Annotated in this window: 18 protein-coding genes; 5 read left to right on the forward strand and 13 right to left on the reverse strand. The window is 67.4% G+C overall.

The features are described 5' to 3' along the window. Positions 1-83: 83 nt before the first annotated feature. The 6 genes from rpoC to ACIOTO_RS02750 all read right to left on the reverse strand — a co-directional run bounded on the left by rpoC (position 84) and on the right by ACIOTO_RS02750 (position 13247). On the reverse strand, positions 84-3959 hold the full coding sequence (rpoC, locus tag ACIOTO_RS02725; protein ID WP_029261838.1) for a DNA-directed RNA polymerase subunit beta': 3876 nt from the start codon (positions 3957-3959) through the stop codon (positions 84-86). 80 nt (positions 3960-4039) lie between these two features. After that, positions 4040-7543: a DNA-directed RNA polymerase subunit beta gene (locus ACIOTO_RS02730; RefSeq protein WP_029261837.1), complete on the reverse strand. Its 3504-nt coding sequence runs from the start codon at positions 7541-7543 to the stop codon at positions 4040-4042. A gap of 232 nt (positions 7544-7775) precedes the next feature. Beyond that, the gene (locus tag ACIOTO_RS02735; protein WP_400856340.1) at positions 7776-9482 is read right to left on the reverse strand and encodes an ABC transporter ATP-binding protein; all 1707 of its coding nucleotides are present in this window, start codon (positions 9480-9482) and stop codon (positions 7776-7778) included. After that, a complete protein-coding gene (locus ACIOTO_RS02740) occupies positions 9479-10444 on the reverse strand; it encodes an ABC transporter permease (protein ID WP_029261835.1) in 966 nt (321 codons plus the stop codon). The genes ACIOTO_RS02735 and ACIOTO_RS02740 overlap by 4 nt, the downstream gene beginning before the upstream one ends. Before the next feature lie 34 nt (positions 10445-10478). Further along, positions 10479-11483, reverse strand: coding sequence for an ABC transporter permease (locus ACIOTO_RS02745; protein WP_400856342.1), 1005 nt, complete (start codon positions 11481-11483; stop codon positions 10479-10481). A 90-nt stretch (positions 11484-11573) separates the two neighbouring features. Beyond that, the gene (locus ACIOTO_RS02750; protein WP_400856344.1) at positions 11574-13247 is read right to left on the reverse strand and encodes an ABC transporter substrate-binding protein; all 1674 of its coding nucleotides are present in this window, start codon (positions 13245-13247) and stop codon (positions 11574-11576) included. Positions 13248-13410: 163 nt separating this feature from the next. On the opposite strand from ACIOTO_RS02750, the gene ACIOTO_RS02755 reads away from it, so the two are divergent. Then, the gene (locus ACIOTO_RS02755) at positions 13411-14331 is read left to right on the forward strand and encodes a sugar kinase (RefSeq protein ID WP_400856347.1); all 921 of its coding nucleotides are present in this window, start codon (positions 13411-13413) and stop codon (positions 14329-14331) included. A 106-nt stretch (positions 14332-14437) separates the two neighbouring features. Here ACIOTO_RS02755 and ACIOTO_RS02760 read toward each other — a convergent pair whose 3' ends face one another. From ACIOTO_RS02760 to ACIOTO_RS02780, 5 genes are read right to left on the reverse strand one after another with little or no spacing between them, the layout of a single operon-like run. Then, positions 14438-15307, reverse strand: coding sequence for a MurR/RpiR family transcriptional regulator (locus ACIOTO_RS02760; RefSeq protein ID WP_029261831.1), 870 nt, complete (start codon positions 15305-15307; stop codon positions 14438-14440). A gap of 15 nt (positions 15308-15322) precedes the next feature. Continuing rightward, the gene (locus ACIOTO_RS02765) at positions 15323-16831 is read right to left on the reverse strand and encodes a glycoside hydrolase family 3 N-terminal domain-containing protein (RefSeq protein ID WP_400856350.1); all 1509 of its coding nucleotides are present in this window, start codon (positions 16829-16831) and stop codon (positions 15323-15325) included. Then, positions 16828-17661, reverse strand: a complete 834-nt coding sequence (locus ACIOTO_RS02770) for a carbohydrate ABC transporter permease (protein WP_029261829.1) — start codon at positions 17659-17661, stop codon at positions 16828-16830. The genes ACIOTO_RS02765 and ACIOTO_RS02770 overlap by 4 nt, the downstream gene beginning before the upstream one ends. Then, the gene (locus ACIOTO_RS02775; RefSeq protein WP_029261828.1) at positions 17658-18632 is read right to left on the reverse strand and encodes a carbohydrate ABC transporter permease; all 975 of its coding nucleotides are present in this window, start codon (positions 18630-18632) and stop codon (positions 17658-17660) included. Before ACIOTO_RS02775 ends, ACIOTO_RS02770 begins: the two co-directional genes overlap by 4 nt. 15 nt (positions 18633-18647) lie before the next feature. Further along, on the reverse strand, positions 18648-19934 hold the full coding sequence (locus ACIOTO_RS02780; protein WP_029261827.1) for a sugar ABC transporter substrate-binding protein: 1287 nt from the start codon (positions 19932-19934) through the stop codon (positions 18648-18650). A 206-nt stretch (positions 19935-20140) separates the two neighbouring features. Here ACIOTO_RS02780 and ACIOTO_RS02785 point away from each other — a divergent pair, with 206 nt between their 5' ends. The 4 genes from ACIOTO_RS02785 to ACIOTO_RS02800 all read left to right on the forward strand — a co-directional run bounded on the left by ACIOTO_RS02785 (position 20141) and on the right by ACIOTO_RS02800 (position 23499). Beyond that, positions 20141-21409 (forward strand): LCP family protein, encoded by a 1269-nt coding sequence (locus ACIOTO_RS02785; protein WP_400856353.1) that lies wholly within the window; start codon positions 20141-20143, stop codon positions 21407-21409. Positions 21410-21438: 29 nt separating this feature from the next. Further along, the gene (locus ACIOTO_RS02790; protein ID WP_400856354.1) at positions 21439-22299 is read left to right on the forward strand and encodes a spermidine synthase; all 861 of its coding nucleotides are present in this window, start codon (positions 21439-21441) and stop codon (positions 22297-22299) included. A 136-nt stretch (positions 22300-22435) separates the two neighbouring features. Further along, on the forward strand, positions 22436-22963 hold the full coding sequence (locus ACIOTO_RS02795; protein ID WP_400856356.1) for a hypothetical protein: 528 nt from the start codon (positions 22436-22438) through the stop codon (positions 22961-22963). A 47-nt stretch (positions 22964-23010) separates the two neighbouring features. After that, positions 23011-23499: a SprT-like domain-containing protein gene (locus ACIOTO_RS02800; protein ID WP_029261823.1), complete on the forward strand. Its 489-nt coding sequence runs from the start codon at positions 23011-23013 to the stop codon at positions 23497-23499. Between the two features lie 14 nt (positions 23500-23513). Here the strand turns inward: ACIOTO_RS02800 and ACIOTO_RS02805 are convergent, their stop codons facing one another. Further along, complete coding sequence (locus ACIOTO_RS02805) at positions 23514-23936, reverse strand: DUF3054 domain-containing protein (RefSeq protein ID WP_400856358.1); 423 nt, start codon at positions 23934-23936, stop codon at positions 23514-23516. Between the two features lie 131 nt (positions 23937-24067). Further along, the gene (locus tag ACIOTO_RS02810) at positions 24068-24727 is read right to left on the reverse strand and encodes a 2-phosphosulfolactate phosphatase (protein WP_400856359.1); all 660 of its coding nucleotides are present in this window, start codon (positions 24725-24727) and stop codon (positions 24068-24070) included. Positions 24728-24731: the final 4 nt, after the last annotated feature.

Here is a 24731-nt window from a genome sequence, read left to right on the forward strand (position 1 = left end):
GCAAACCGTGCACTCGGCGGATGGCAGCGCGCACGAAGAAGGCCCCGGGGCGAACCCCGGGGCCTTCCTCAATCACTCAGTACTCAGTTATAAGTACCGGGGGTGATGTCGTCCGTCGAGAACGCGTCGAAGTCGACGTAGCCGAAGTCGCCGTCGGCGTACGCGCCGTCGGATGCGAAGATCCGGTTCGGGTAACGCTCGCTCTTGGCTTCCTCGGTGGCCTCGACCGTGACGTCGCGGTACTTCGAGAGACCGGTTCCGGCGGGGATGAGCTTACCGATGATGACGTTCTCCTTGAGACCGACCAGCGGGTCACGCTTGCCCTGCATCGCAGCCTCAGTGAGCACGCGGGTCGTCTCCTGGAAGGAGGCGGCCGACAGCCACGACTCGGTCGCGAGCGACGCCTTCGTGATACCCATCAGCTCCGGTCGGCCGGACGCGGGGCGCTTGCCCTCTGCCACGGTCTCGCGGTTGATCGACTGGTAGCGCTTGAGGTCGACCATCTCACCCGGCAGCAGGTTCGTGTCGGCGTGATCGACGACCGTGACCTTGCGGAGCATCTGACGGACGATGACCTCGATGTGCTTGTCGTGGATCGGCACACCCTGCGAGCGGTACACGCCCTGGACGCCGCCGACGAGGTAACGCTGCACCTCGCGAGCACCCATGACGCGCATGATCTCCTTGGGGTCGAGCGTACCCACCAGGATCGGCTGACCGACCGTGACGTGCTGCCCGTCCTCGACGAGAAGCGTCGCACGCTTCAGCACCGGGTAGATGACCGGCTCTTCACCGCTGTCGGGCGTGAGGATGACCTTCTTGCCCTTGTCGGTCTCGTCGATCGCGATGCGGCCATCGGCCTCGGCGATCGGCGACGCGCCCTTGGGGGTACGCGCCTCGAAGAGCTCCTGCACGCGGGGAAGACCCTGCGTGATGTCGTCCGCCGATGCCGAACCACCCGTGTGGAAGGTACGCATCGTCAGCTGGGTACCGGGCTCACCGATCGACTGGGCCGCGATGATGCCGACGGCCTCGCCGATGTCGACGGTCTTACCCGTCGCGAGCGAACGGCCGTAGCACTGCGCGCAGACACCGACGGCGGAGTCGCAGGTCAGGACCGAGCGCACCTTGATGGTCTCGACACCCAGAGCGACCAGCTTGTCGATCAGCACGTCACCCACGTCGTCACCGGCAGAGGCGAGGACCTCGCCCTTGCTGTCGACCACGTCGGAGGCCAGCGTACGAGCGAACACCGAGTTCTCGACGTTCGCGTCGCGCACCAGCTCGCCCTGCGAGTTCGGAGCGGCGATCGGGAGCTCGAGGCCCTTCGACGTGCCGCAGTCCTCTTCGCGGATGATGACGTCCTGCGAGACATCCACCAGACGACGGGTCAGGTAACCCGAGTCGGCGGTACGCAGAGCGGTGTCGGCCAGACCCTTACGGGTACCGTGCGTCGCGATGAAGTACTCCGCAACCGACAGACCCTCGCGGTACGAGGAGATGATCGGACGCGGGATGATCTCACCCTTGGGGTTGTTCACCAGACCACGCATACCGGCGATGTTCCGGATCTGCAGCCAGTTACCACGGGCGCCCGAGGACACCATGCGGTTGATGGTGTTGTCCTCCGGGAAGTTCGCCTTCATCGCGGCCTGGACCTCGTCGGTCGCCTCGGTCCAGATCTTGATGAGTTCCTGGCGACGCTCGGAGTCGGTCGTCAGACCCTTCTCGTACTGCGACTGGACCTTCGCGGCCTGCTTCTCGTAGCCGGCGACGATCTCCGCCTTGTTCGGCGGGGTGAGGATGTCGCTCAGGGCGACGGTCACACCGGAGCGCGTGGCCCAGTAGAAGCCGGCGTCCTTGATGCGGTCCAGCGATGCAGCGGTCTCGACCTTGGGGTACTCCTCGGCCAGCTTGTTGACGATCTGCGACAGCTTGTTCTTGTCAGCCTGCTCGCGGACGAACGGGTAGCCCTTCGGCAGCGTGTCGTTGAAGATCGCCTGACCCAGCGAAGCGTCCACGAGACCGTGGCGCTCGTAGCCCTCGGGAGCTTCGCCCTCGAGGAAGGTCAGACCCGGGATGCGGATGCGGATCTTCGCCTGCAGGTCGAGGGTGCCCTCGTCCTTGGCCAGGATCGCCTCGCCCACCGAACCGAATGCACGGCCCTCACCGGCTGCGCCCTCCTTGACCGTGGTCAGGTGGTGCAGACCGATGATCATGTCCTGCGAAGGCAGGGTGACCGGGCGTCCGTCGGACGGCTTCAGGATGTTGTTCGACGCGAGCATCAGCACGCGGGCCTCGGCCTGAGCCTCGACCGACAGCGGCAGGTGCACAGCCATCTGGTCACCGTCGAAGTCGGCGTTGAACGCCGCGCAGACGAGCGGGTGCAGCTGGATGGCCTTGCCCTCGACGAGCTGCGGCTCGAACGCCTGGATGCCGAGGCGGTGCAGCGTGGGTGCACGGTTCAGCAGAACCGGACGCTCACGGATGATCTCCTCGAGCACGTCCCAGACCTCGGGACGGGTGCGCTCGACCGCGCGCTTGGCGGCCTTGATGTTCTGCGAGTGACCGAGGTCGATCAGACGCTTGATGACGAACGGCTTGAAGAGCTCCAAAGCCATCTGCTTGGGCAGACCGCACTGGTGCAGCTTCAGCTGCGGGCCGACGATGATGACCGAACGGCCGGAGTAGTCGACGCGCTTGCCGAGCAGGTTCTGACGGAAGCGACCCTGCTTACCCTTCAGCATGTCGCTGAGGGACTTCAGGGCACGGTTTCCGGTACCGGTGACGGGACGACCACGGCGACCGTTGTCGAACAGTGCGTCGACGGCCTCCTGCAGCATGCGCTTCTCGTTGTTGACGATGATCTCGGGAGCACCGAGGTCGATCAGACGACGAAGACGGTTGTTGCGGTTGATGACGCGGCGGTACAGGTCGTTCAGGTCGGAGGTGGCGAAACGGCCACCGTCGAGCTGGACCATCGGGCGCAGCTCCGGCGGGATGACCGGGACGACGTCGAGGACCATCGCGGCCGGGCTCATGCCGGTCTCGAGGAACGAGCTGACGACCTTGAGGCGCTTGATCGCACGGATCTTGCGCTGGCCCTTGCCCTCGGAGATCTGCAGACGCAGGTTCTCCGCCTCGGCGACCAGGTCGAACGCCGCGAGGCGACGCTGGATCGACTCGGCGCCCATGTAGGCCTCGAAGTACTGACCGAAGCGGTCCTGCAGCTCGTGGAAGACGTCGTCCTCCGGGCGCAGTGCGCCGACCTCGAGGGTGCGGAAGTCTTCCCACACGCGCTCGAGCTTGGCGATCTGCTCGTCGGCACCCTTGCGGATGAGGGACATCTCCTTCTCGGCGGCGTCCTTCACCTTCTTCTTGGCGTCGGCCTTGGCACCCTCTGCCTCGAGAGCAGCGAGCTCCTCCTCCAGCTTGGCCAGGCGCTCCGCGATCTTGGAGTCGCGGCGGTCGCCGAGCGTCTTCAGCTCGAGGCGGATGTTGTTCTCCTGCGTGCCCAGGTCGCGGTGACGAGCATCCTCGTCGACCGAGATGACCATGTAGGCGGCGAAGTAGATGACCTTCTCGAGGTCCTTCGGCGCCATGTCGAGCAGGTAGCCGAGACGCGAGGGCACACCCTTGAAGTACCAGATGTGGGTGACGGGAGCGGCGAGCTCGATGTGACCCATGCGCTCACGACGGACGGAGCTCTTGGTGACCTCCACGCCGCAGCGCTCGCAGACGATGCCCTTGAAGCGGACACGCTTGTACTTGCCGCAGGCGCACTCCCAGTCGCGGGACGGGCCGAAGATCTGCTCTCCGAAGAGACCATCCTTCTCCGGCTTCAGGGTGCGGTAGTTGATGGTTTCGGGCTTCTTGACCTCACCGTACGACCACGCGCGGATGTGGTCCGCGGTGGCCAGGCCGATGCGAAGCTCATCGAAAGTGTTTGACTCGAGCACTGATTCTCCTGTGTCGGAATTCTTTTTGAGAAGTCTGCTGGGGTGTGCTCGGAAGCGGGGCTCCCGAGCACACCAGCGGATTAGATCTCGTCGATCGAGGCGGCCTCGAAGCGGCTGGAGATGTTGATACCGAGTTCCTCTGCGGCGCGGAACGCCTCATCGTCGGTGTCGCGGAGGTTGACCAGCGTGCCGTCGGCCGAGAGGACCTCGACGTTCAGGCAGAGCGACTGCATCTCCTTCATGAGCACCTTGAAGGACTCGGGGATGCCGGGCTCCTGGATGTTCTCGCCCTTGACGATCGCCTCGTACACCTTGACGCGGCCGAGGATGTCGTCGGACTTGATCGTGAGGAGCTCCTGGAGCGCGTACGCGGCGCCGTAGGCCTCGAGGGCCCACACCTCCATCTCACCGAAGCGCTGTCCACCGAACTGCGCCTTACCACCGAGCGGCTGCTGGGTGATCATCGAGTACGGACCCGTGGAACGCGCGTGGATCTTGTCGTCGACCAGGTGGTGCAGCTTCAGGATGTACATGTAGCCGACCGAGATCGGAGCAGGGAACGGCTCACCCGAGCGGCCGTCGAACATCTGGGCCTTTCCGGTGGAGTCGATCAGGCGGACACCGTCGCGGGTCGGGATGGTCGCGTCGAGGAGACCGGCGATCTCCTCCTCGCTCGCACCGTCGAACACCGGGGTGGCGACCTTCGTACCGGGAGCCGCCTCGAAGGCCTGCTCCGGCAGACGAGCCGCCCACTCCGGGGTGCCCTCGACCTTCCAGCCCTGCTTCGCGATCCACCCGAGGTGGGTCTCGAGGACCTGACCGAAGTTCATTCGACCCGGGATACCGAGCGGGTTCAGCACGATGTCGACCGGGGTGCCGTCCGCCATGAACGGCATGTCCTCGATCGGGAGGATCTTCGCGATGACACCCTTGTTGCCGTGACGGCCGGCGAGCTTGTCACCCTCGGTGATCTTGCGCTTCTGGGCGATGTAGACCACGACGCGGCGGTTCACGCCGGAGCCGAGCTCGTCGTCGCCGTCTTCGGCGTTGAACTCCTTGACGGCGATGATCGTGCCCTGCTCACCGTGGGGCACCTTCAGCGAGGTGTCACGGACTTCGCGGCTCTTCTCGTTGAAGATCGCGCGGAGCAGACGCTCCTCGGCCGACAGCTCGGTCTCACCCTTCGGCGTGACCTTGCCGACGAGGATGTCGCCGGGACGGACCTCGGCGCCGATGCGGATGATGCCGCGCTCGTCGAGGTCCTTCAGCAGCTCCGGGCTGACGTTGGGGAGGTCACGGGTGATCTCCTCCTTGCCGAGCTTGGTGTCGCGAGCGTCGACCTCGTACTCCTCGATGTGGATCGACGAGAGGGTGTCGTCCTTCACCAGGTCCTGGCTCAGGATGATCGCGTCCTCGAAGTTGTAGCCCTCCCACGTCATGAACGCGACGAGGAGGTTCTTTCCGAGGGCCAGCTCGCCGTTCTCGGTGGCGGGGCCATCGGCGATGACCTCTCCGACCTCGACGCGCTCACCGGCGTTGACGACGACCTTCTGGTTGTACGACGTGCCCTGGTTGGAGCGGTCGAACTTGCGCAGGTGGTACTCCTGCGTTCCGCCCTCGTCGAGCATGACGACGACGCGGTCTGCGGAGACCTCGGACACGACACCGGCCTTGTCGGCGGTGAGCACGTCACCGGCGTCGATGGCCGTGTAGCCCTCCATACCGGTTCCGACGAGCGGCGAGTCGCTGCGGAGCAGCGGCACAGCCTGACGCTGCATGTTGGCACCCATGAGGGCGCGCTGTGCGTCGTCGTGCTCGAGGAAGGGGACGAGCGAGGTCGCGACCGAGACCATCTGGCGCGGGGAGACGTCGATGTAGCCGATCTCCTCGGGGACGAACAGGTCGACCTCGCCGCTGCCGCCCTTGGGGCGTGCCAGGACGTGGCTCTCGCGGAAGCGACCCTTGGCATCGAGCGGGGCGTTGGCCTGCGCGATGTTGAAGTCGACCTCTTCGGAAGCGGTGAGGTAGTCGATCTGGTCGGTGACGACGCCACCGGTGACCTTGCGGTACGGGGTCTCGATGAAACCGAACGAGTTGATGCGCGCGAACGTCGCGAGAGCACCGATCAGACCGATGTTCGGGCCTTCAGGCGTCTCGATGGGGCACATGCGGCCGTAGTGCGACGGGTGGACGTCACGGACCTCGACGCCGGCGCGGTCACGCGAGAGACCACCGGGGCCGAGCGCGGAGAGACGACGCTTGTTCGTCAGACCCGCGAGCGGGTTGTTCTGGTCCATGAACTGCGACAGCTGCGACGTTCCGAAGAACTCTTTGATCGCGGCGACGACGGGGCGCACGTTGATCAGGGTCTGCGGCGTGATGGCCTCGATGTCCTGCGTGGTCATGCGCTCGCGGACGACGCGCTCCATGCGGGACAGACCGGTGCGGACCTGGTTCTGGATCAGCTCTCCGACTGCGCGGATGCGACGGTTGCCGAAGTTGTCGATGTCGTCGGTCGCGAGACGGATCTCGGCCTTCTTGCCACCGCGGATGCCCGTGAAGGTCTCCTCGGTGCCTGCGTGCAGGCGGACGAGGTACTTGATCGTGGCCACGATGTCTTCGACGGTGAGCACCGACGAGTTCAGCGGCTGGTCCAGGCCCAGCTTGTGGTTGATCTTGTAGCGACCGACCTTGGCCAGGTCGTAGCGCTTCGGGTTGAAGTAGAAGTTGTCGAGGAGCGCACGGGCTGCCTCGGCGGCCACCTGCTCGCCCGGACGGAGCTTGCGGTAGATGTCGCGGAGCGCATCTTCCTTCGTGACGATCGTGTCCTTCGCGAGCGTCTCCTCGATCGAGGTGTAGCCGGCGAACTCGGCGAGGATCTCCTCGCTGGTCATGCCCAGCGCCTTGAGGAAGACCGTGACCGACTGCTTGCGCTTGCGGTCGACGCGCACGCCGACCTGGTCGCGCTTGTCGATCTCGAACTCGAGCCATGCACCACGGCTCGGGATGACGCGAGCCGACACGATGTCCTTATCGGACGTCTTGTCAGGGGTCTTGTCGAAGTAGACACCCGGCGAGCGCACGAGCTGCGAGACGACGACGCGCTCGGAGCCGTTGATGATGAACGTGCCCTTGTCGGTCTGCAGCGGGAAGTCGCCCATGAAGACCGTCTGGGTCTTGATCTCACCCGTGAGGTGGTTCATGAACTCGGCCTCGACGTACAGCGGAGCGGCGTAGGTCTTGCCACGCTCCTTGCACTCCTCGATCGAGTACTTCTCCGGCTCGAGGTACGGGTTCGTGAACGACAGCTGCATCGTCTCGCCGAGGTCCTCGATCGGAGAGATCTCCTCGAAGATCTCGCCGAGACCGCTGTTCTCGTTGACGTCGGTGCGACCCTGCTTCTTGGCCTCGGCGACGCGCGCCTTCCAGGCGTCGTTTCCGACCAGCCAACCGAAGGACTCGGTCTGCAGGGCAAGAAGGTCTGGGACAGTCAGCGTGTCGGAGATCTTGGCGAACGAAAGACGGGAAGCTCCGCGTCCGTTCTTGGTGGTGGTGGATGTGGATGCGTTGCGAGCAGCAGCCAAGGGAATAACCTCCGTGAGCCCCGCAGGGCTTCTCGATTCCTTTGTCGTCAGGTGGAGTGTGCGCCCGGGAACTCAACAGATGCCGACCACCATATGAGGGCAGGGAGAAGCGAGCGCAACTACCAACTATACGCACGATTGTGCGACATGGCAAGCGGAGTCCTTGACCAATCTCGGATGCTGCGGTATGAGCATCCGATCACCGGGCCGGCACGGGGCCGACCCGGTGATGTCAGGACGCGATGTTCAGCTCGTTGCCCGGGATCGACGCCAGCAGACGCCGCGTGTACGGGTCGCGCGGGTTCGTGAAGATCTCCTCCGAGGTCGCCGCCTCGACGAGCTTCCCGTCCTTCATCACGCACACGTAATCGCTGATGAGGCGCACCACCGCGAGGTCGTGCGAGATGAAGAGGTAGCTCAGCCCGTACTCGCTCTGCAGGTCGCCGAGCAGCGTCAGGATCTGGTCCTGCACCAGCACGTCCAGCGCCGACACCGGCTCGTCGCACACGATCAGATCGGGAGACAGCGCGAGCGCCCGGGCGATCGCGACACGTTGCCGCTGGCCGCCGGACAGCTCTGACGGATACCGGCGCAGCATCGACTGCGGCAGCGCCACGTCGTCGAGCAGCTGCCGGACGCGCTTTCGCCGGTCGGCGTTGCTCCCCCTCTTGTAGAAGTCGAGCGGCTCGGCGATCAGGCGTTCGATCGTGAACATCGGGTTCAGGCTCGAATACGGATCCTGGAAGATCGGCTGCACCTGCTGCCGGAACTCCTTGGTCTCCGCTCGGCTCAGCGACGCGATGTCCTTGCCCTCGTAGCGGATCAGCCCGCTCGTGGGTTCGATCACCTTGAGCAGCATCCGCGCGGTCGTGGTCTTGCCCGACCCGGACTCCCCCACGATCGCCACGGTCTCCCCGCGCGGGATCGCCAGCGACACGTCGTCGACGGCCACGAAGTCCTCTCCGCGCCCCCGCACCGGGTACACCTTGGTGAGGTTCTCGATCTCGACGATGTTGTCGACATGTGCCGCCGTGCGGGAGGCATCCTCTTCGTCGACCCGTTCCTTCACCTGGAACGCCTGGGGTTGCAGCCGGGCGACGGCGACCGATGGGGCCGCCTGCACGAGCGACTTCGTGTACTGATGCTGCGGATCCTCGAGGATCTGTCGCGCGTCTCCCTGCTCGACGACCTTGCCCCGGTGCATCACGATCACCCGCTCCGCCCGCTCGGCGGCGAGGCCCAGGTCGTGCGTGATGAGCAGCACCGCCGTTCCCAGCTCACGGGTCATCGCGCCGATCTGGTCGAGGATCGTCTGCTGCACCGTGACGTCGAGCGCACTGGTCGGCTCGTCGGCGATCAGCAGCCGCGGCTTGCACGCCAGACCGATCGCGATCAGCGCGCGCTGACGCATGCCGCCGGAGAACTCGTGCGGATACTGCTTGGCGCGCCGCTCCGGATCGGGGAGGCCGGCGGCGGTCAACGCCTCGACCACCTTCGCCTGCACGTTCTGCCGCGTGGCGAGCCCGTGCGCGAGCAGTGTCTCCGCCACCTGCGTGCCGATCTTCGCGACCGGGTTCAGGTTCGACATCGGGTCCTGCGGCACGAGGCCGATGTCGCGACCGCGGATCGTGCGCAGCTCGTGCTCCGGCGCGTGGGAGATCTCCTTCCCGTCGAGCCGGATGCTGCCCGACGCGATCTTCCCTCCCCCGGCGAGCAGCCCGATGATGGCCATGGCCGTCGTCGACTTGCCCGAACCGGACTCGCCCACGATCGCGACGGTCTCACCTGGTCGGATCTCGAGGTCGACACCCTCGACGGCGTGCACGACGCCGTCCATGGTGGCGAAGTCCACGGCGAGCCCCTGGACGGACAGCAGCGGCTCGGTGGACATCTGATTCTCCTTCGCGGCGCGCATCGCGCCTTCGTCGCGGGCGTTCATCGTGCCCTCGTCCGTGGGTCCATCGCCTCACGCAGCGCTTCGCCCAGCAGGGTGAAGCCGAGCGCGGTGACGGCGATGCAGATACCCGGGAGGAACGCGAGCCACGGGGCGATCGCGAGCTCGGCCTGCGCGTAGGTGAGCATGCGCCCCCACTCGGCGGTCGCGGGGCCGCCGCCGCCGAGACCGAGGAACGACAGCGCGGCCGCATCGATCACGGCCGTCGCGAGCGTCAACGTGCCCTGGACGATCACGGGGCCGATGGCGTTCGGCAGCACGTGCGACATCGTGATGCTGCCGCGGCCGAGACCGAGCGTCTGCGCCGAGAGCACGTAGTCGCTCGACCGCTGCTGCAGCATCGACGCACGGAGCAGCCGGGCGAAGATGGGCACCTGGGAAGCACCGATCGCGATCATCACCGCGAACGGCGTCTGCCCGAGGATTGCGGCGATCGACACCGCCAGCAGCAGGTTCGGTACCGAGAGGATGATGTCGACGACGCGCATGATGAGGGTGTCGACCCATCCGCCGAACGTGCCGGCGAGGAGGCCGAGGATCATGCCGCCCACGAGTCCCATCGCGGTGGAGATGACGCCGATCATCAGGGAGGCCTGCGCACCCCAGATGAGCTTGGACAGCACGTCGCCGCCGAAACGATCGAGGCCCAGCGGGAACCCCGGCACCTCGCCCGGACCCGGGATGTAGGTCGGCGTGATGTACTTCGCGCCGGGAAGCGCCGTCTCCGGGTACGGGGCGAGCCACGGAGCGAGAGCGGCGACCAGGAGGAACAGCACCACGATGACCGCGCCGATCCATGCGGTCGGGTTGCGGCGGAGCCGCCGGAACACATCCCGCCAGAAACCGCCGGACCCCTTCTTGAGGTCGGCCTGGGCGATCGCGACGGTGTCGATGCTGCCGCCGCTCTCGGCCGACGGGCCCTGGGCGGGTGGGAGGGCGATGCTCATGAGACCGCCTCCTTTCGGACGATGACGAGGGACATCACTGCACCCTCACTCTCGGGTCGATGATGCTGTAGGAGACATCGACCGCCAGGTTGATCAGCGCGTACGCGATCGCGATGAAGATGATGAATCCCTGGAGGACCGGGAAGTCCCTGGTGAAGATCGCCCGCGCCAGGAACGAACCGATGCCCGGGAACGCGAACACCGTCTCGGTGAGCACGGCGCCCGAGATCAGGAGTCCGGTCTGCAGGCCGATCGTCGTGATCACTGGCAGCATCGCGTTGCGCAGGATGAAGCGGTTGCGCAGCGTCGGGGCTCCGACGCCCTTCGCCCGTCCGGTGCGCACGTAGTCCGCGTTCTGCACCTCCAGGACGCTGGCCCTGGTGATGCGGACGATGATGGCGAGCGGGATCGTGCCCAGCGCGAGCGCCGGCAGGATCAGATGCAGGATCGCATCCCACGAGGCATCGAACTCGCCCGTGATGATGCCGTCCCACACGTAGAACCCGGTGGGATGGGTGGCGTCTATTCGCGGATCCTGACGGCCGTCCGACGGCAGCCATCCGAGCTGCACGGCGAAGACGTACTTCAGGATGAACGCCAGGAAGAACACCGGGATGGTGATGCCGATCAGGCTCAGCACCACCGACGCGTGGTCGGTGAGCTTGCCGTGACGACGAGCGGCCCAGTATCCGAGAGGGATGCCGACGCCGATCGCGAAGATCAGCGCCATGACGCTCAGCTCGAGCGTCGCCGGGAAGCGGCGCATGAACTCCTCGACGACGGGGCGGTTCGTCTGGATGGACGTTCCGAAGTCGCCCTGGAGCAGTCGCCCGATCCAGGTGAAGTACTGCTGGATGAGGGGTTCGTCGAAGCCGTAGAGCTCGTTGACCCTGGCGACGGCCTCCGGTGTGGCCTTCTCGCCGAGTAGGGCGACTGCGGGGCCGCCGGGAAGGGCTCTGACCCAGGCGAACAGCAGGATGCTGAGCCCGAACAGAGTGGGAATGAGGAACAGCAGTCGCCTGCCGATGGTGCGCAGCACGAAGATCTCCGTCGATCAGAAGGTACGCCGTGTCCCGGTCCCGCGCATGTGTGCGGGACCGGGACTCGGCATATCAGATGGTCAGGCCGACTACTTGGTGAGGACGATGTCCGTGAAGACCTCGTCGTTCACCGGGCTGGCCGGATAGCTCTTCACGCGGGGGTCGAACGCCAGGGTCGGCGCCGGGTGCGCGAGCGGGACGCCGGGGATGAACTCGGCGACCATCTCGTTGATCTCCTCGTACAGCGGCGTCTGCTCCTCGAGGCTGGAGACGCCGCGCGCCTCGGTCAGCTTCTGGAACAGCTCCGGGTTGTCGAAGCCCCACTCGGAGCTCTTCTGTCCGAAGAAGACGCCGACGAAGTTGTCGGTGTCGTTGTAGTCACCGGTCCAGCCCAGCAGGTGGATGCCGTGATCCGCGGTGCCGGTGGTGCGGTCGAGGTACTCGACCCACTCCTCCGAGACCGGGGTGGTCTCGACGCCGACCTCGGACAACTGCGACGACAGGACGGTGTAGATCTGCTCGGGGTCCGGCATGTACGGACGCGAGACGTTGACCGGGTAGTTGAACGTGAGCTTCAACGGGTTGGCCTCGTCGTAGCCGGCCTCCGCCAGCAGCTCCTTGGCCTTCTCGGGGTCGTAGTCGTAGGTCGTGACATCGGGGTTGTACCCGTTGACGACCTCCGGCACGAACTGCGTCGCCTTCTCGGTGCCCTCGGGGAGCACCTGGCTGATGAGCGCGTCCTTGTCGACCGCGTACGACAGCGCCTCGCGGACCTTCGGGTCCTGCAGCTCCGGGATCGCCTGGTTGAACGCCAGGTAGAGGATCGTGAACGGCGGGCGCGACACCATCGTGAAGCCGTCGTCCGCGAGAGCCTTGGTGTCGGCCGGGCCCACCAGGTCGTAACCGTCGATCGATCCGGACTCGAGCGCCTGGCGGCGAGCGGTCGGGTCGTCGATCGTGCGGAAGATGATCTCATCGACCTGCCCCGCCTCGCCCCAGTAGTCGCCGTAGGCCTTGAGCGTGACCTGCTCACCCGGTGCCCACTCGTCGAACTGGTACGGGCCGGTGCCGACCGGGTGCCCCATCGCGTACTCGGACAGCTGCGGCGCCTCGGCGGAGCCGGCGACCTCGTCCGCACCGAACTCCTGCAGCGCCGACGGGCTCTGCATCGCGAACGACGGCAGCGAGAGCGACGGGATGAAACCGGCGAACGGCTTGTTCAGCTCGATCGTGACCGAGTAGTCGCCATCGGGGGTGCACGACTTGTACACGGCATCGGCCGCGTTGGACGCGTAGCCCTTGAAGAGCTTGTTGTAGTAGTAGCCGAACGCTTCGGAGGCGGCGAGACCGGTCCAGTTGAACCAGCGGTCGAAGTTGACGCAGACGGCCTCGGCGTTGAACGGGGTGCCGTCCTGGAAGGTCACATCCTCCTTGAGGGTGAACGTGTGCGACATGCCGTCATCGGACGACTCCCACTTCTCGGCGAGGAGCGGTGCCGGGTCTGCCGTGCCGGGCTTGGTGCCCACCAGACCCTCGAAGATCTGGCGTGAGACGCGGAAGCTCTCGCCGTCCTGCGCGAACGCGGGGTCGAGGCTGGCCGGGTCGGAGGATGCCGCGAACACGAACGTCCCGTCGACATCGCCTCCCGTGTCCGCATCGTCGTCGCCCCGCTCGCTGGCGACGCACCCTGCGAGGGCGATCGCGGCGATCGTGGCTCCGGTTACGGCGATGAGTCCTCGCCGACGCTTGACTGATTGGTGCATTGTGTGACCTTCCCTGTCGGGCGCTTCTTTGCGCGTCCCGAGGCTTCTTCGCCTCGGCGACGGTGATGACTAGACGGTACCCAGCAGATCGGCAGATGCCAAACGCATCCGCATTGCAATCCGATATCGGCGTGCGCCCTGCCGATCGGGTAGTGTCCAGACCGTGTCCGACTCCACCCCGCTCGCCATCTGCTTCGGCGAAGGCATGGTCGCCCTCGTCGCCGCCACAGCCGGACCGCTGGAGGACTGCCGCACCTTTCACCGTTCCCTGGCCGGAGCGGAATGGAACACCGCCATCGCTCTGTCGTCGGCCGGCATCCGAACTGCTGTCCTCTCCCGGGTCGGCGACGACGGTTTCGGCCGGTTCCTCACCGCGGAGCTGCGCGCACACGGCGTCGACGACACGGCCGTGGAGATCGACGATCAGGCGCCGACCGGGCTCTATGTGAAGGAGCTCGTCGCCCGTGCGGACGGCGCGGTCGACGGGACGATGCACTACTACCGCGCGGGCTCCGCGGCCGCCGCGATGTCGCCCGAGACGCTGGCTGCGCCGGTGGCATCCACCCTGCTCCCCCGGGCCGCGCTCGTGCACACCTCCGGGATCACGCCCGCCATCTCCGCATCTGCGCTCGCCGCCCAGGAGGCGCTGTACTCCGACCATCGTCCCGGCCGGCTCGTCAGCTTCGACCTGAACTGGCGCCCGGCGCTGTGGCGTGGCCGCGAGGCGGAGGGCAGGGAGATCGTGTCCGGCTTCGCCCGCCGCGCCGACATCGTGTTCTGCACGCGCCCCGATGCGGAAGCGGTGTTCGGGACCAGCGATCCTCAGGAACTGCGCGCGCTGTTCCCCCAGCCGCGCTACCTGGCGGTCACCGACGCCAGCGGGGCCGTCGCCTTCGACGGCGAAGAGCGTGCCGAGAGCGACGCGCTCGATGCCCCGGTCGTGGAGACCATCGGCGCGGGAGACGCGTTCGCTGCAGGTTTCCTCGCCGGGGTGCTGACCGGGTTGTCGCTCACCGGGAGCGTCGCCCGCGGGCACCGCATCGCGACCCGCGCGCTCCTCAGCACCCGCGACCACGTCGACTGAGCCGTACGCCGCGGGGCGGAGAACTCCTCGTGGGGCGGAGGTCGCCCCGGGATTCTCCGCCCGACACGGAGGATGCCTCCCCACACGAGGAGACGGGCACGGGGAGTCAGGTGCGGCGTCGGCGCGCGGGAACCGCGTCGTGGGTGCGCTGCAGAGAGACGGCCACCGGTTCGCCGCGGTGCTGCACGACACGGACGAACAGCACGTCGACCAGAGCGAGCTGGGCGATGCGGCTCGACATCGCCGCCATCCGGAACGGCGACTCGTGCGCGTGCGTGAGCAGCACGACATCCGCCGCGAGCGCGAGAGTCGACTCCGCGACGCTGGTGACCGCGACAGCCAGCGCGCCGGCATCTCGGGCGACCTCGAGCGCCCGCAGGGTCTCTGCGGTCTCCCCGCCGTGCGAGAACGCGATCGCGACGTCATCCGCCGTGCGTAGCGAAGCCGTCGTCACCGCGAGATGCGGGTCCGGCGAATGCGACACGGAGCACCCGATGCGCGACAGCTTCAGCAGCAGATCCTGCGCCGTCAGCGACGACGCCGCCTGTCCGAAGAGGTCGATGTGCCGGGCATCGACAACCGCGCGGGCTACCCGGTCGAGGGCTGCGGCATCGAGGGCGAGGGCGGTCTTCTCGATCGCGTCGATCTCCTGCGCGGCGAGCTTCGCGGCGATGGCCGTCGGCCCGTCGTCCGGATCGATGGCCGTGGTGTCCAGACCGAACCGCGCCTGTTGCGCCTGGGCGAGCGTGATCGCGCGGGCAACCGCCACGCGCAGCTCCCGGTAACCGCTGTACCCCAGCGACTGGGAGAAACGGGCCACCGTCGACAGCGAGGTCCGACAGAGCTGGGCGAGGTCGTTGATGGCCAGGTCGACGACGAGCGTCGGGTCGCCGAGGATCGTCTCCGCGACCCGCGCTTCCGCGGCGCTCAGCTTCGAGAGCGAGCGCCGCACACGTGCCAGAACGTCATCGTCCATGGAGTGATCCTGTCCTCAGTCGGCGCTGGCCCTCTGCTTCACGGCGAAACGCCCCAGAAGCGCGTCGCGCGCCATCTGCGCACCGAGCCTACTGGCCGCGGCGACCTCGACGGTCGGCACCGGCAACGGGTTCGTCGTCGGTAGACCGACATTGACGACGACCGCTGCCGGATCACGAACCGCTGCCCGTTCGACGAGAGCCCGCTGCGCGGCATCGGTATCCGGACGGTCGATCAGCAGCACCGTGGTTCCGGGAGCTGCGACGACCTCGTCCAGCACACGGTCCTGCTCGGCGAGCGGGGTGGATGCCACATCGAGGCGCACGCGCAGACCGTCGTCGGCGAGCGCGTTCGCGACATACGAGCCCGCGCTGTCGACCGCGAGCGTCGAGCGGCGACGGGCATCGATCACTGCGAGCTCGGATGCTGCAGCGGGGGTGTCACCGGTGACCATCAGCACGCGACGCACGATCTCCGCGGCATCGAAGTCGTCGGCGGTCTCCTGGTCGCGGTCGGCGGCCGCGCGGAGCTTGGCGGCGAGGGCGGCGACCCGACGGGCGGCCTCCTCGACGCGCTCACGCGAGAGCGAGCCGTCACGCAGTGCGGCGACGATCCCGTCACGGGCCGCACGGAAGTCCCGCTCGTCCTGGTCGGGAAGCGCGGCGTCGCCGGGGTTGGTCGGGTTTCCGATGCAGAGCAGGTCGGCACCGGCGGCGAGGGCCAGGGCTGCTCCCCCACCGAGTCCGACGGTCTCGCGGATGGCGGCCATGTCGAGCGCATCCGTGATGATGACGCCGTCATACCCCCAGTCGCGCAGCTTGCCGAGCACCCGGGGGTTGAGCGTGGCGGGCTGCTCGCCCCACGCCGGGACCACGATGTGCGCGGTCATCACGGCATCCACGCCCGCGTCGACGGCCGCGCGGAACGGTTCGAGGTGCACCCGCTCGAACTCCTCGAGATCGAGGGTGATCTCGGGGAGGGAGTGGTGCGAGTCCATGTGGGTGTCGCCGTGACCGGGGAAGTGCTTGACGCATGCGGCGACCGCCGCATCCTGGATGCCGTCGATCGTGGCGACCACGTGCCGTGAGACGAGCGCTTCGTCGTCGCCGAACGCCCGCACGCCGATGACCGGGTTGCGGGGGTCGGTGTTGACGTCGGCGACCGGGCCGAGCACCACGTTGGCGCCGACCGCGCGCACGCGCCGAGCCAGCTCTGCGCCGGTCTTCTCCGAGGCCACCAGGTCGTCGAGCAGACCGAGCTGGGCTGCTCCGGGAACGGTCGACCCTGTGGCGGATTCCAGGCGGGTGACGCTGCCGCCCTCTTCGTCGATACCGATCAGGGCGTCGGGGTTCGCGTCGAGGATCGCCGCGCTGAGCGCCGGGAGTCCTTCGCCCACGTTCTGGCCGAAGTACACGACCCCGGCCAGGCCGTCACGCAGTTCGGCGCGCAGCCACTCCGGCGCCTCGGTGCCGAAGAACCCCGGCCACAGCACCCCGTTCGCGAGGCGCTCGAGTTCGTCGGTCATCCCTTCACGGCTCCCGCGACCATGCCGGAGGCGAGCTTGCGCTGCACCAGCACGAAGAAGATCATGACCGGGACGGTGATGATGGTCGACGCGGCCATGATGCTGCCCCAGTCGTTGGAGTGCAGGCCGAAGAACGACTTGAGGCCGATCGAGACCGTGTACTGGTCGGTCTGGGCACCGAGGATCGTCATCGCGAAGATGAACTCGTTCCACGCCGTGATGAAGCTGAAGATGCTCGTCGCGACGAGGCCCGGCATGACGAGCGGCAGCAGCACCGAGCGGAACATCCGCCACCAGCTCGCGCCGTCGATGTATGCCGCCTCTTCGAGCTCGACCGGAACGGCGGCGACGAAGCCGCGCAGCATCCAGATGCCGAACGCGAGCGACAGGGCGACGTAGACGACCATGAGGCCCAGGATGCTGTTGAGCAGGCCGAGGCTCTTGACCTGGAGGAACAGCGGGATGACGAGCGCCTCGAGCGGCACCATCTGCACCACGAGGATCATCATCAGGATCATCGTGCGGAACTTGAACTTGAACCGCGCGACAGCGACGGCAGCGAGCAGGCAGACGAGCGCGCTCACCAGGACCGTGACGAGAGCCACGATCGCCGAGTTGCGCAGGTAGGTGCCGAAGCCGCCATCGGTGAGGACGAAGGCGAAGTTGTCCCACGTGAACTCTTGCGGGATCAGCGACTGCCCACCGCTGGAGGCCTTGCCGTCGAATGCGCTGGAGACCATCCAGTACACGGGGAACAACGTGAAGATCAGGACCGCGGCGACCGCGATGCCGAGTCCGATCCGGGAGCGGAGCCGGGGGCGCGGGTTCACAGCTCGTCCTCCTTCATGAGGGAGCGGATGTAGACGATGGTGATGCCGATCAGGACGAGCGTGAGCAGCACGGCGAGCGCTGCACCGAAGCCGTAGCGGTTCTGGCCGAACGACTCCACGTACGACCAGACGCCGAGGTTCAGCACCTGGCGGTTTCCGCCACCGCCGCCGGGCATCAGGTACACCTGCGCGAAGACCTTGAAGTCCCAGATGGTCGAGAGGATGATCACGACCGAGAACACCGGGCGGAGCGTCGGGAAGATGATCTTCCAGAAACGACGCCAGGCACCGGCGCCGTCGAGAGCCGCCGCCTCGAGCATCTCCTTCGAGACGCCGAGGAGTCCGGCGAGCACGGTGATCGCCACGAACGGGAAGCCGTGGTGCACGACGTTGAGGAGCACGATCGCGTAGAAGGACCACTGGTTCGTGAACCAGTTGACCGGATCGTCCATGAGCCCGAGGTCGGTGAGGACCTGGTTGAAGATGCCGCGGTCGGCGTCGAAGATGAAGGTCCAGACGTACGTACCGGTCACGGCGGGCATCGCCCACGCGACCATGATGCAGCTGGAGACGATGACGCGCCACGTGGTGCCGAGCCGCGCGAGCAGCAGGGCCACGAGCGTGCCGACGGCCACGGTGACGAAGACCGCCACGGCGGCGAAGCCGACGGTGTTGGGCAGCACCACCGTCCAGAGAGTCGGGTTGGTGAGCGCCTCGACGTAGTTGTCGAGACCGATCCAGTTGTTCTCCCCGGTGTTGATCTCGCGCAGGCCGTAGTCCTGCAGCGAGTAGATGAACACCTGGATGAGAGGCCAGAGCATGAGCACCGCGAGGATGACCAGCCCGGGCGCGAGAAGAAGCCAGGGGCGGGCCGCGACGATCGAGAGACCGCGTCGCTTCCGGCCGCCGGCCACGGAGGCGGAGGTGGACTCCGCCTTCGTGGCCGGCAGTGGCGCTTGCACCATCGACATGGAAGGGATGCTTCCTTACTGGTTGAGCAGTTCGGTCATCTCGGCGGAAGCGTCCTTCGTCGCGGTCGCGACGTCCTTCTGTCCGCTGAGGATGGCCTGGATCATGGAGTTGGTCGTCTTCTTCGCCTGGACGGCGCCGAAGTTCGGGGTGACCGGGACGGATGCTCCGCCGTCGACCATCTGCTCGGCGAACGGTGCGACCAGCGGGTCGGTCGAGGCGAGGGCCTCTTCCATCGCGGACTGCACGCCCGGGAAGTAGCCGGTCTCGTCCGACCACTGCTCGGCGAACTCGCCGGTGGTGACGAGCTTCACGAACTCCCACGCGAGGTCGGCGTTCTTCGTCGTGTTGAAGATCGAGAGGTGCGATCCACCGAGCACCGACGGGGCGATGCCGCCGTCCTTCCCGGGGATGACCGCGGCGCCGATCTTGCCCTCGAGGTCGGGGTTCGCCTCGATGAGCGAGTTCGGCGTCCACGAGCCCGAGAGCATCATGGCGACGTTGCCCTGCGTGAACGCGTCACGGAGGTCGGTCTCCTTCCAGGTGGTGGCACCTGCGGAAGAGAAGCCGTGCTCGGTGGCGAGGCCCGTGTAGAACTCGATGCCGGCCTGCGACTCGGCGCTGTCGAGCTCGCTGGTCCAGGTGTCGCCGTCCTTCGTGGCGATCTCGCCGTCGGCGCCCCAGACCCAGGGGTAGACCTGGAACTCGGCGTCGCCCGGAACCGGGAACGGCAGCATGTCGGGCTTTGCGGCCTTGATGGCGTCACCCGCGGCGACGATGTCGTCCCACGTCTTCGGAGCCTCGAGACCGAGCTCCTCGAACACGTCGGCACGGTACATGAGCGAGCGGACACCGGCGTACCAGGGCATGCCGTACAGCTCGTCTTCGTAGGTGCCGGCGACCTCGAGGCCCTCGACCAGGTCGTCGCGCAGACCCTTCTCGCCGTCGACGTACTCGTCGATCGGGAGGAGCGCGCCCGCGTCGGCGAACTCGGCGGTCCAGGTGGTGCCGGTCTCGGCGATGTCAGGAGTCGTGCCACCGGCGATGGAGGTCACGAAACGGTCGTGCGCGTCTGCCCACTGGATCTCGTCGATCTTGACGGTGGCGCCGGTCTCCTTCTCGAAGGCTTCGGCGACGTCGTCGTAGAAGGCCGACGCGTCCGGGTTTGTGCCCTTCATGATCCAGACGGTGAGCTCTTTGCCCTCGCCGTCGGTGGAGCCGGTGTCACCGCCGCCGGCGCAGCCGGCGAGGGCGAGCGTGGCCACGGCGCCGAGCGCCACGGCCGGAAGAATGCGCTTGTGCATGCGGGGATCTCCTCTTTGAAAAGTCCAGGCGAATATCGGGTATTCACCGGGGGTTAGGAAAAAGTATCCACGACTAACTAATTACCTGCAAGTTCCTCTCACAATCGTCATGCGGCCGTAACATCAGCACCGCCGCGGCCGCTCCCAGGTATTGCCCAGGCTCGGCCTGCGCGGCGCCCGCAGGGTCCGCCGGTAGGCTCGCGGGCATGCGCCGCCACGACGAAGCCGACCGCTCCACGGTCGCGCGCCATGCGACTCTCCCCACGCCCGGGCCCGCCAAGGGCTTCCTGAAGATCGCCGGGGTCACGCTGGGCGTCATCCTCGTGTCCGCGATCGCCGTCGCCGCGTTCATCGTGACGGACTACTTCAATCGCTTCAGCGACGGTGCCGTCACCCTCGAAGACGCCCCCGAGGTGGAGCCTCCCCAGATCGGCGCCTTCCCCGGCGAGTTCAGCATGCTCATCATCGGCACCGATGAGTGCGGCGAGGTCTCCACCGGGCTTCTCGGAAAGCGCTGCTCGGAGGCCGCCGGCGGCATCCTCAATGACGTGAATCTGCTCGTGCACGTCTCGGCCGAGCCCCGCAACGTCACGGTGGTCTCGCTCCCCCGCGACCTGATGATCGAGACCCCCGAGTGCACCCTCCCGGACGGATCCGTCGCCTCCGCGACCAACAAGACGCAGATCAACTCGATCTTCCAGCGCGCCGGACTCTCCTGCGTCGCGAAGACGGTCACCCAGCTCACGGGCATCGAGATCCCGTTCGCTGCGAAGATCGCCTTCGACGGAGTGATGGAGGTCACCGACGCGATCGGCGGTGTGGAGGTGTGCATCGGCGGAGAAGGCATCCGCGACCGACACACGGCTCTCGACTGGGAGCCGGGACCGCGCACCGTCTCGGGCTACGAGGCGCTCCAGTTCATCCGCACCCGGCACGGTGTCGGCGACGAGAGCGACATGGCCCGCGTCTCGAACCAGCAGCAGTACATGTCGCGCTTGGTGAAGAAGATCATGAGCGACGAGGTGCTCAGCGATCCGGGCAAGGTGCTGGGACTCGCCAACACCGTGGTCGACAACATCGACCCGAGCGACGAGCTGGCCAATCCCGTCCGGCTCGCACAGCTCGCGCTCTCGATCAAGGACGTGCCCTTCTCGGACTTCGTCTTCCTGCAGTACCCGGTGTTCGGTGACCCCGACGACTCCGACCGGGTCGTCCCGAACTACGACGCCGCAGCCACCATCTGGGACGCGCTGAAAGCGGGCCAGCCCGTGCAGCTCACCGGCGGCGTCAGCAACAACGGGGGCGTCGAACTCGTCGAGCCCGCACCGGGCACCGACCCCGAGGCCCCGGAGACGACCCCTCCGGCCACGGGCGCCCCGGCGACCGAGACTCCCGCACCACGCGCGACGCTCGACCCGGCCATCTCCGGTCAGACGGTCGAGCAGGAGACCTGCGCCAACGGCAAGCTGCGCTGACGCATTCCGCTGACGCGTAGGCTCGGGCTATGGGCCGGAACCGATCGCGCGACGTCGAGCACCCGCAGGTCCGCCTGGACCACGGGGGCATCGCCAGCATCGTGCCGTCGGAGTTCACCAGCGGGTTCGAGCTCATCGTCGACGACACCCCGCAGTCGCACGTCGACCTCGATGACCCCACGCATCTGCATTTCGAGTACATCGTGCGCATGGGCGCGGTGATCGATCAGCTCGCGCCCGGGCCTCTCACCGCCGTGCACCTCGGCGCCGGCGCGCTCACGATCCCCCGCTACATCGACACCACCCGCCCCGGCTCCCGCCAGCAGGTCATCGAGCTCGAAGCGCAGCTCGCCCAGCTGGTCCGCGAACATCTGCCGCTGCCGAAGGGCGCCGCCATCCGCATCCGCATCGGTGATGCACGGGAGGGAGTGGGCCGGCTTCCGGGCGCCCTGCAGGCGAGCTGCGACCTCGTGGTCTCGGATGTCTACTCCGGAGCGCAGACGCCCGCCCACCTTACGAGCGTCGAGTTCTACCGCGAGCTCTCCGGCCTGCTCGCTCCCGGCGGCGTGCTGCTCGTCAACGTCGCGGACGGCCCGGGCCTCGCGTTCGCCCGCAGGCAGGCCGCGACGATCGCCGAAGTGCTGCCCGAGATCGGCATCCTCGCCGACACGCAGGTGCTCAAGGGACGTCGGTTCGGAAACCTCGTGATCGCGGCATCCGCCTCTCCCCTGCCGACGGAGTGGCTGCCGCGCATGCTGGCGGCCGGCCCGCACCCGGCGAAGATCGCGCAGGGGGCCGAGGCGGAGGCCTTCCTGCAGGGGGCGCGGATCGTCACGGATGCCGATGCCGTCGCGTCGCCTCGCCCCGACGCCTCACTCTTCCTCCGCTGACCTCGACCGGATCGATCGGACATGCCCCGGCCGCGCCGCGGTATGTCACGGGTCGGATGCGCCGACCAGGGCGCGCCGCCCCGACGAGCGCTCGACCGGAAGGCAGACTGGACGGGGACGCTGCGGAAGGAGAGCAATGAGTTTCATCCGGGGATACGACCAGGAGACGCTCCGCGAAAAGGTCGATCTCGACGAGTGCGCGACGCGCCTTGCCGAGATCGAGTCGCAGCGCAGCCTGCCCGCACTGCTCGAGCGCGTGTGGCTGCTGAAGGTGCTCGACCGTCTGGACGAAGCGCTCGTGCTGGCCGACGAGACCGTGCGCCAGGCGCGCATGGCCGGCACCCGCAAGGATGTGCTGCGCGCACGCGTGCTGCACGCCACGATCCTGCAGTATCGGGGGGCGCACACCGCCGCCGAGCAGGAGCTGGCGACGTGCGCGACCGAGGCCGAGGGCCAGCGCTGGCTGTCGATCGCGGCATTCGCGTATCAGCACCACGGCAAGAACGCTTATGAGGCCGGCGACTACGAGACAGCGCGGGAGAGCTTCAAGCAGTCGCTGTTCCTGCGACGCGAGTCCGGCGCAGAGGACCGCGAACTCGAGACCGTGCTGCTCGCGATCGAGGCCGCCGAGCGCCGCCGCCCCTCGCAGCTCGTCGCGGGCTGAGCATGCCCTGCGACCACGATGTCGGTCGCAGGGCATAATCTGGGCGCATGGCGGAACTCGACCGTGTGCGCGTCTGGGGCGAAGCACTGATCACGCTGCATCTCGACGACAGCTGGACCTTCGGCTTCGACCATGCCAAGCGCCGGGCCGGGCAATGCGACTACACGAAGAAGCGCATCACGGTCTCGCGCTATCTCGCCGCCCGCTTCGAAGACGACGAGATCCACCAGGTGCTGCTGCATGAGGTCGCGCATGCACTCGCCGGACATGCGGCCGCACACGGACCGGCATGGAAACGCGTGGCGGAAGAACTCGGCTACGTCGGCGGAACGACCCATCACGGGGAGACCGCTGTCGAGCTCGCGCCGTGGGTGGGTAGCTGCCCTGCCGGCCACGTGACCTACCGGCATCGGCGGCCGACGAGGGCGACCTCGTGCGCACGCTGCTCACGCACGTTCGACGCCAGACACGTCTTCGCATGGACCCGCCGCGAGATCCCGTCAGACGTGCGTCTCGCCGCTCAGATGCCGCGCTGACCGCCGCTCAGCGCTCAGCGTGGCAGGTCGTCTGGGTGCTCGTCCTCGAGAACGACGGCGTCTTCCTGCGTCTCCCCGGCAGCACGGCGTCGACGCAGCAGGGCGGTGATCGCCCGCCAGCCGACGAGGAACACCCCGAGCACGATCGTGGCCACGATGATGAACGGCACCTCGGCGGTGTCACCGCTGAGCACGCGGATGAGCATGCCGCCGGCGACCGTCACGATCCAGACCACCGTGCCCCACAGCACCGACCAGGGCCGACGCGGCCTGCCGGGGAGCAGCGCCGCGAGCACATGACCGACCGCGAGAGCGATCAGGAACGGCCAGGCGGTCAGCAGGAACCCCGCCGGATTCTCATCGTGCGAGGCACGACCGATCGCGGCGAAGACGAGCACGAGCACGATGTCGACGATGACGGCGGGGAGGTACCTCATGCCACGACCCTACGTCGCGCCGGCCGAACCGTCGTCTCCCGCGCGGCGTCGGGCGGAGATCTCCGCGTGGGGAGGAGAGTGCGACGACGAGCATCCGCCCGACGGGGAGAAGTCCGCCCGAGCGGCGAGCCTCACTCGAACCGGGCGAACGACCCCTCGCGCAAGACGGGGACGACGTCGACCGCGTCGAGCACGGCGGCATCCGTCGTCGATGTCGGCGTCAGGCCGGATGCGTCGATACGAGCGGTGGAGGCCACACCATCGGCGAGCTCGCGCCCCGACCCGCTCGCGCCGATCATGTGCCGCAGCGCACCGCGGAGCGCGCGGAAGCCCTCGGCGGCGACCGCCGCATCCGGCGACGTGTGATCGATGCCCCGATCCGAGAGCGCCAGGATGACGGCGCCCGCGCCGAGCTGATCCTCCACCGCGAACCGCAGCACACCCCCGGCATCGACCTCTCCTGCGGCGATGACCGCCACCGAGGTGCGCGCCTGTCGACGCTCCTGCACGGTCTGCACCGCGCGGGCGACGGCAGACGCGTTGCGGATGCCGCCGACGAGGACGGTCGCCTCCGGGGAGGCCGCGGCGGCGACGGCGGCGCCATTCCGCGACCATCCCTCGGCCTCGGCCAGAACCACCTCGGTGTCAGCGACTGCGGCATCGATCACGGTGGACGAGAATCGCAGCACGTCCACGACCACGACGATGTCGGCGGGTGCGAGACGGGCGAGACCCGCCGTGCCCCAGTCGAGACGGACCTGATACGTGGACTGATCGAACGGCGACGGCATCCGA

This window comes from Microbacterium sp. NPDC087592, from assembly GCF_044743585.1.
In the GTDB taxonomy this organism is placed as follows: domain Bacteria; phylum Actinomycetota; class Actinomycetes; order Actinomycetales; family Microbacteriaceae; genus Microbacterium.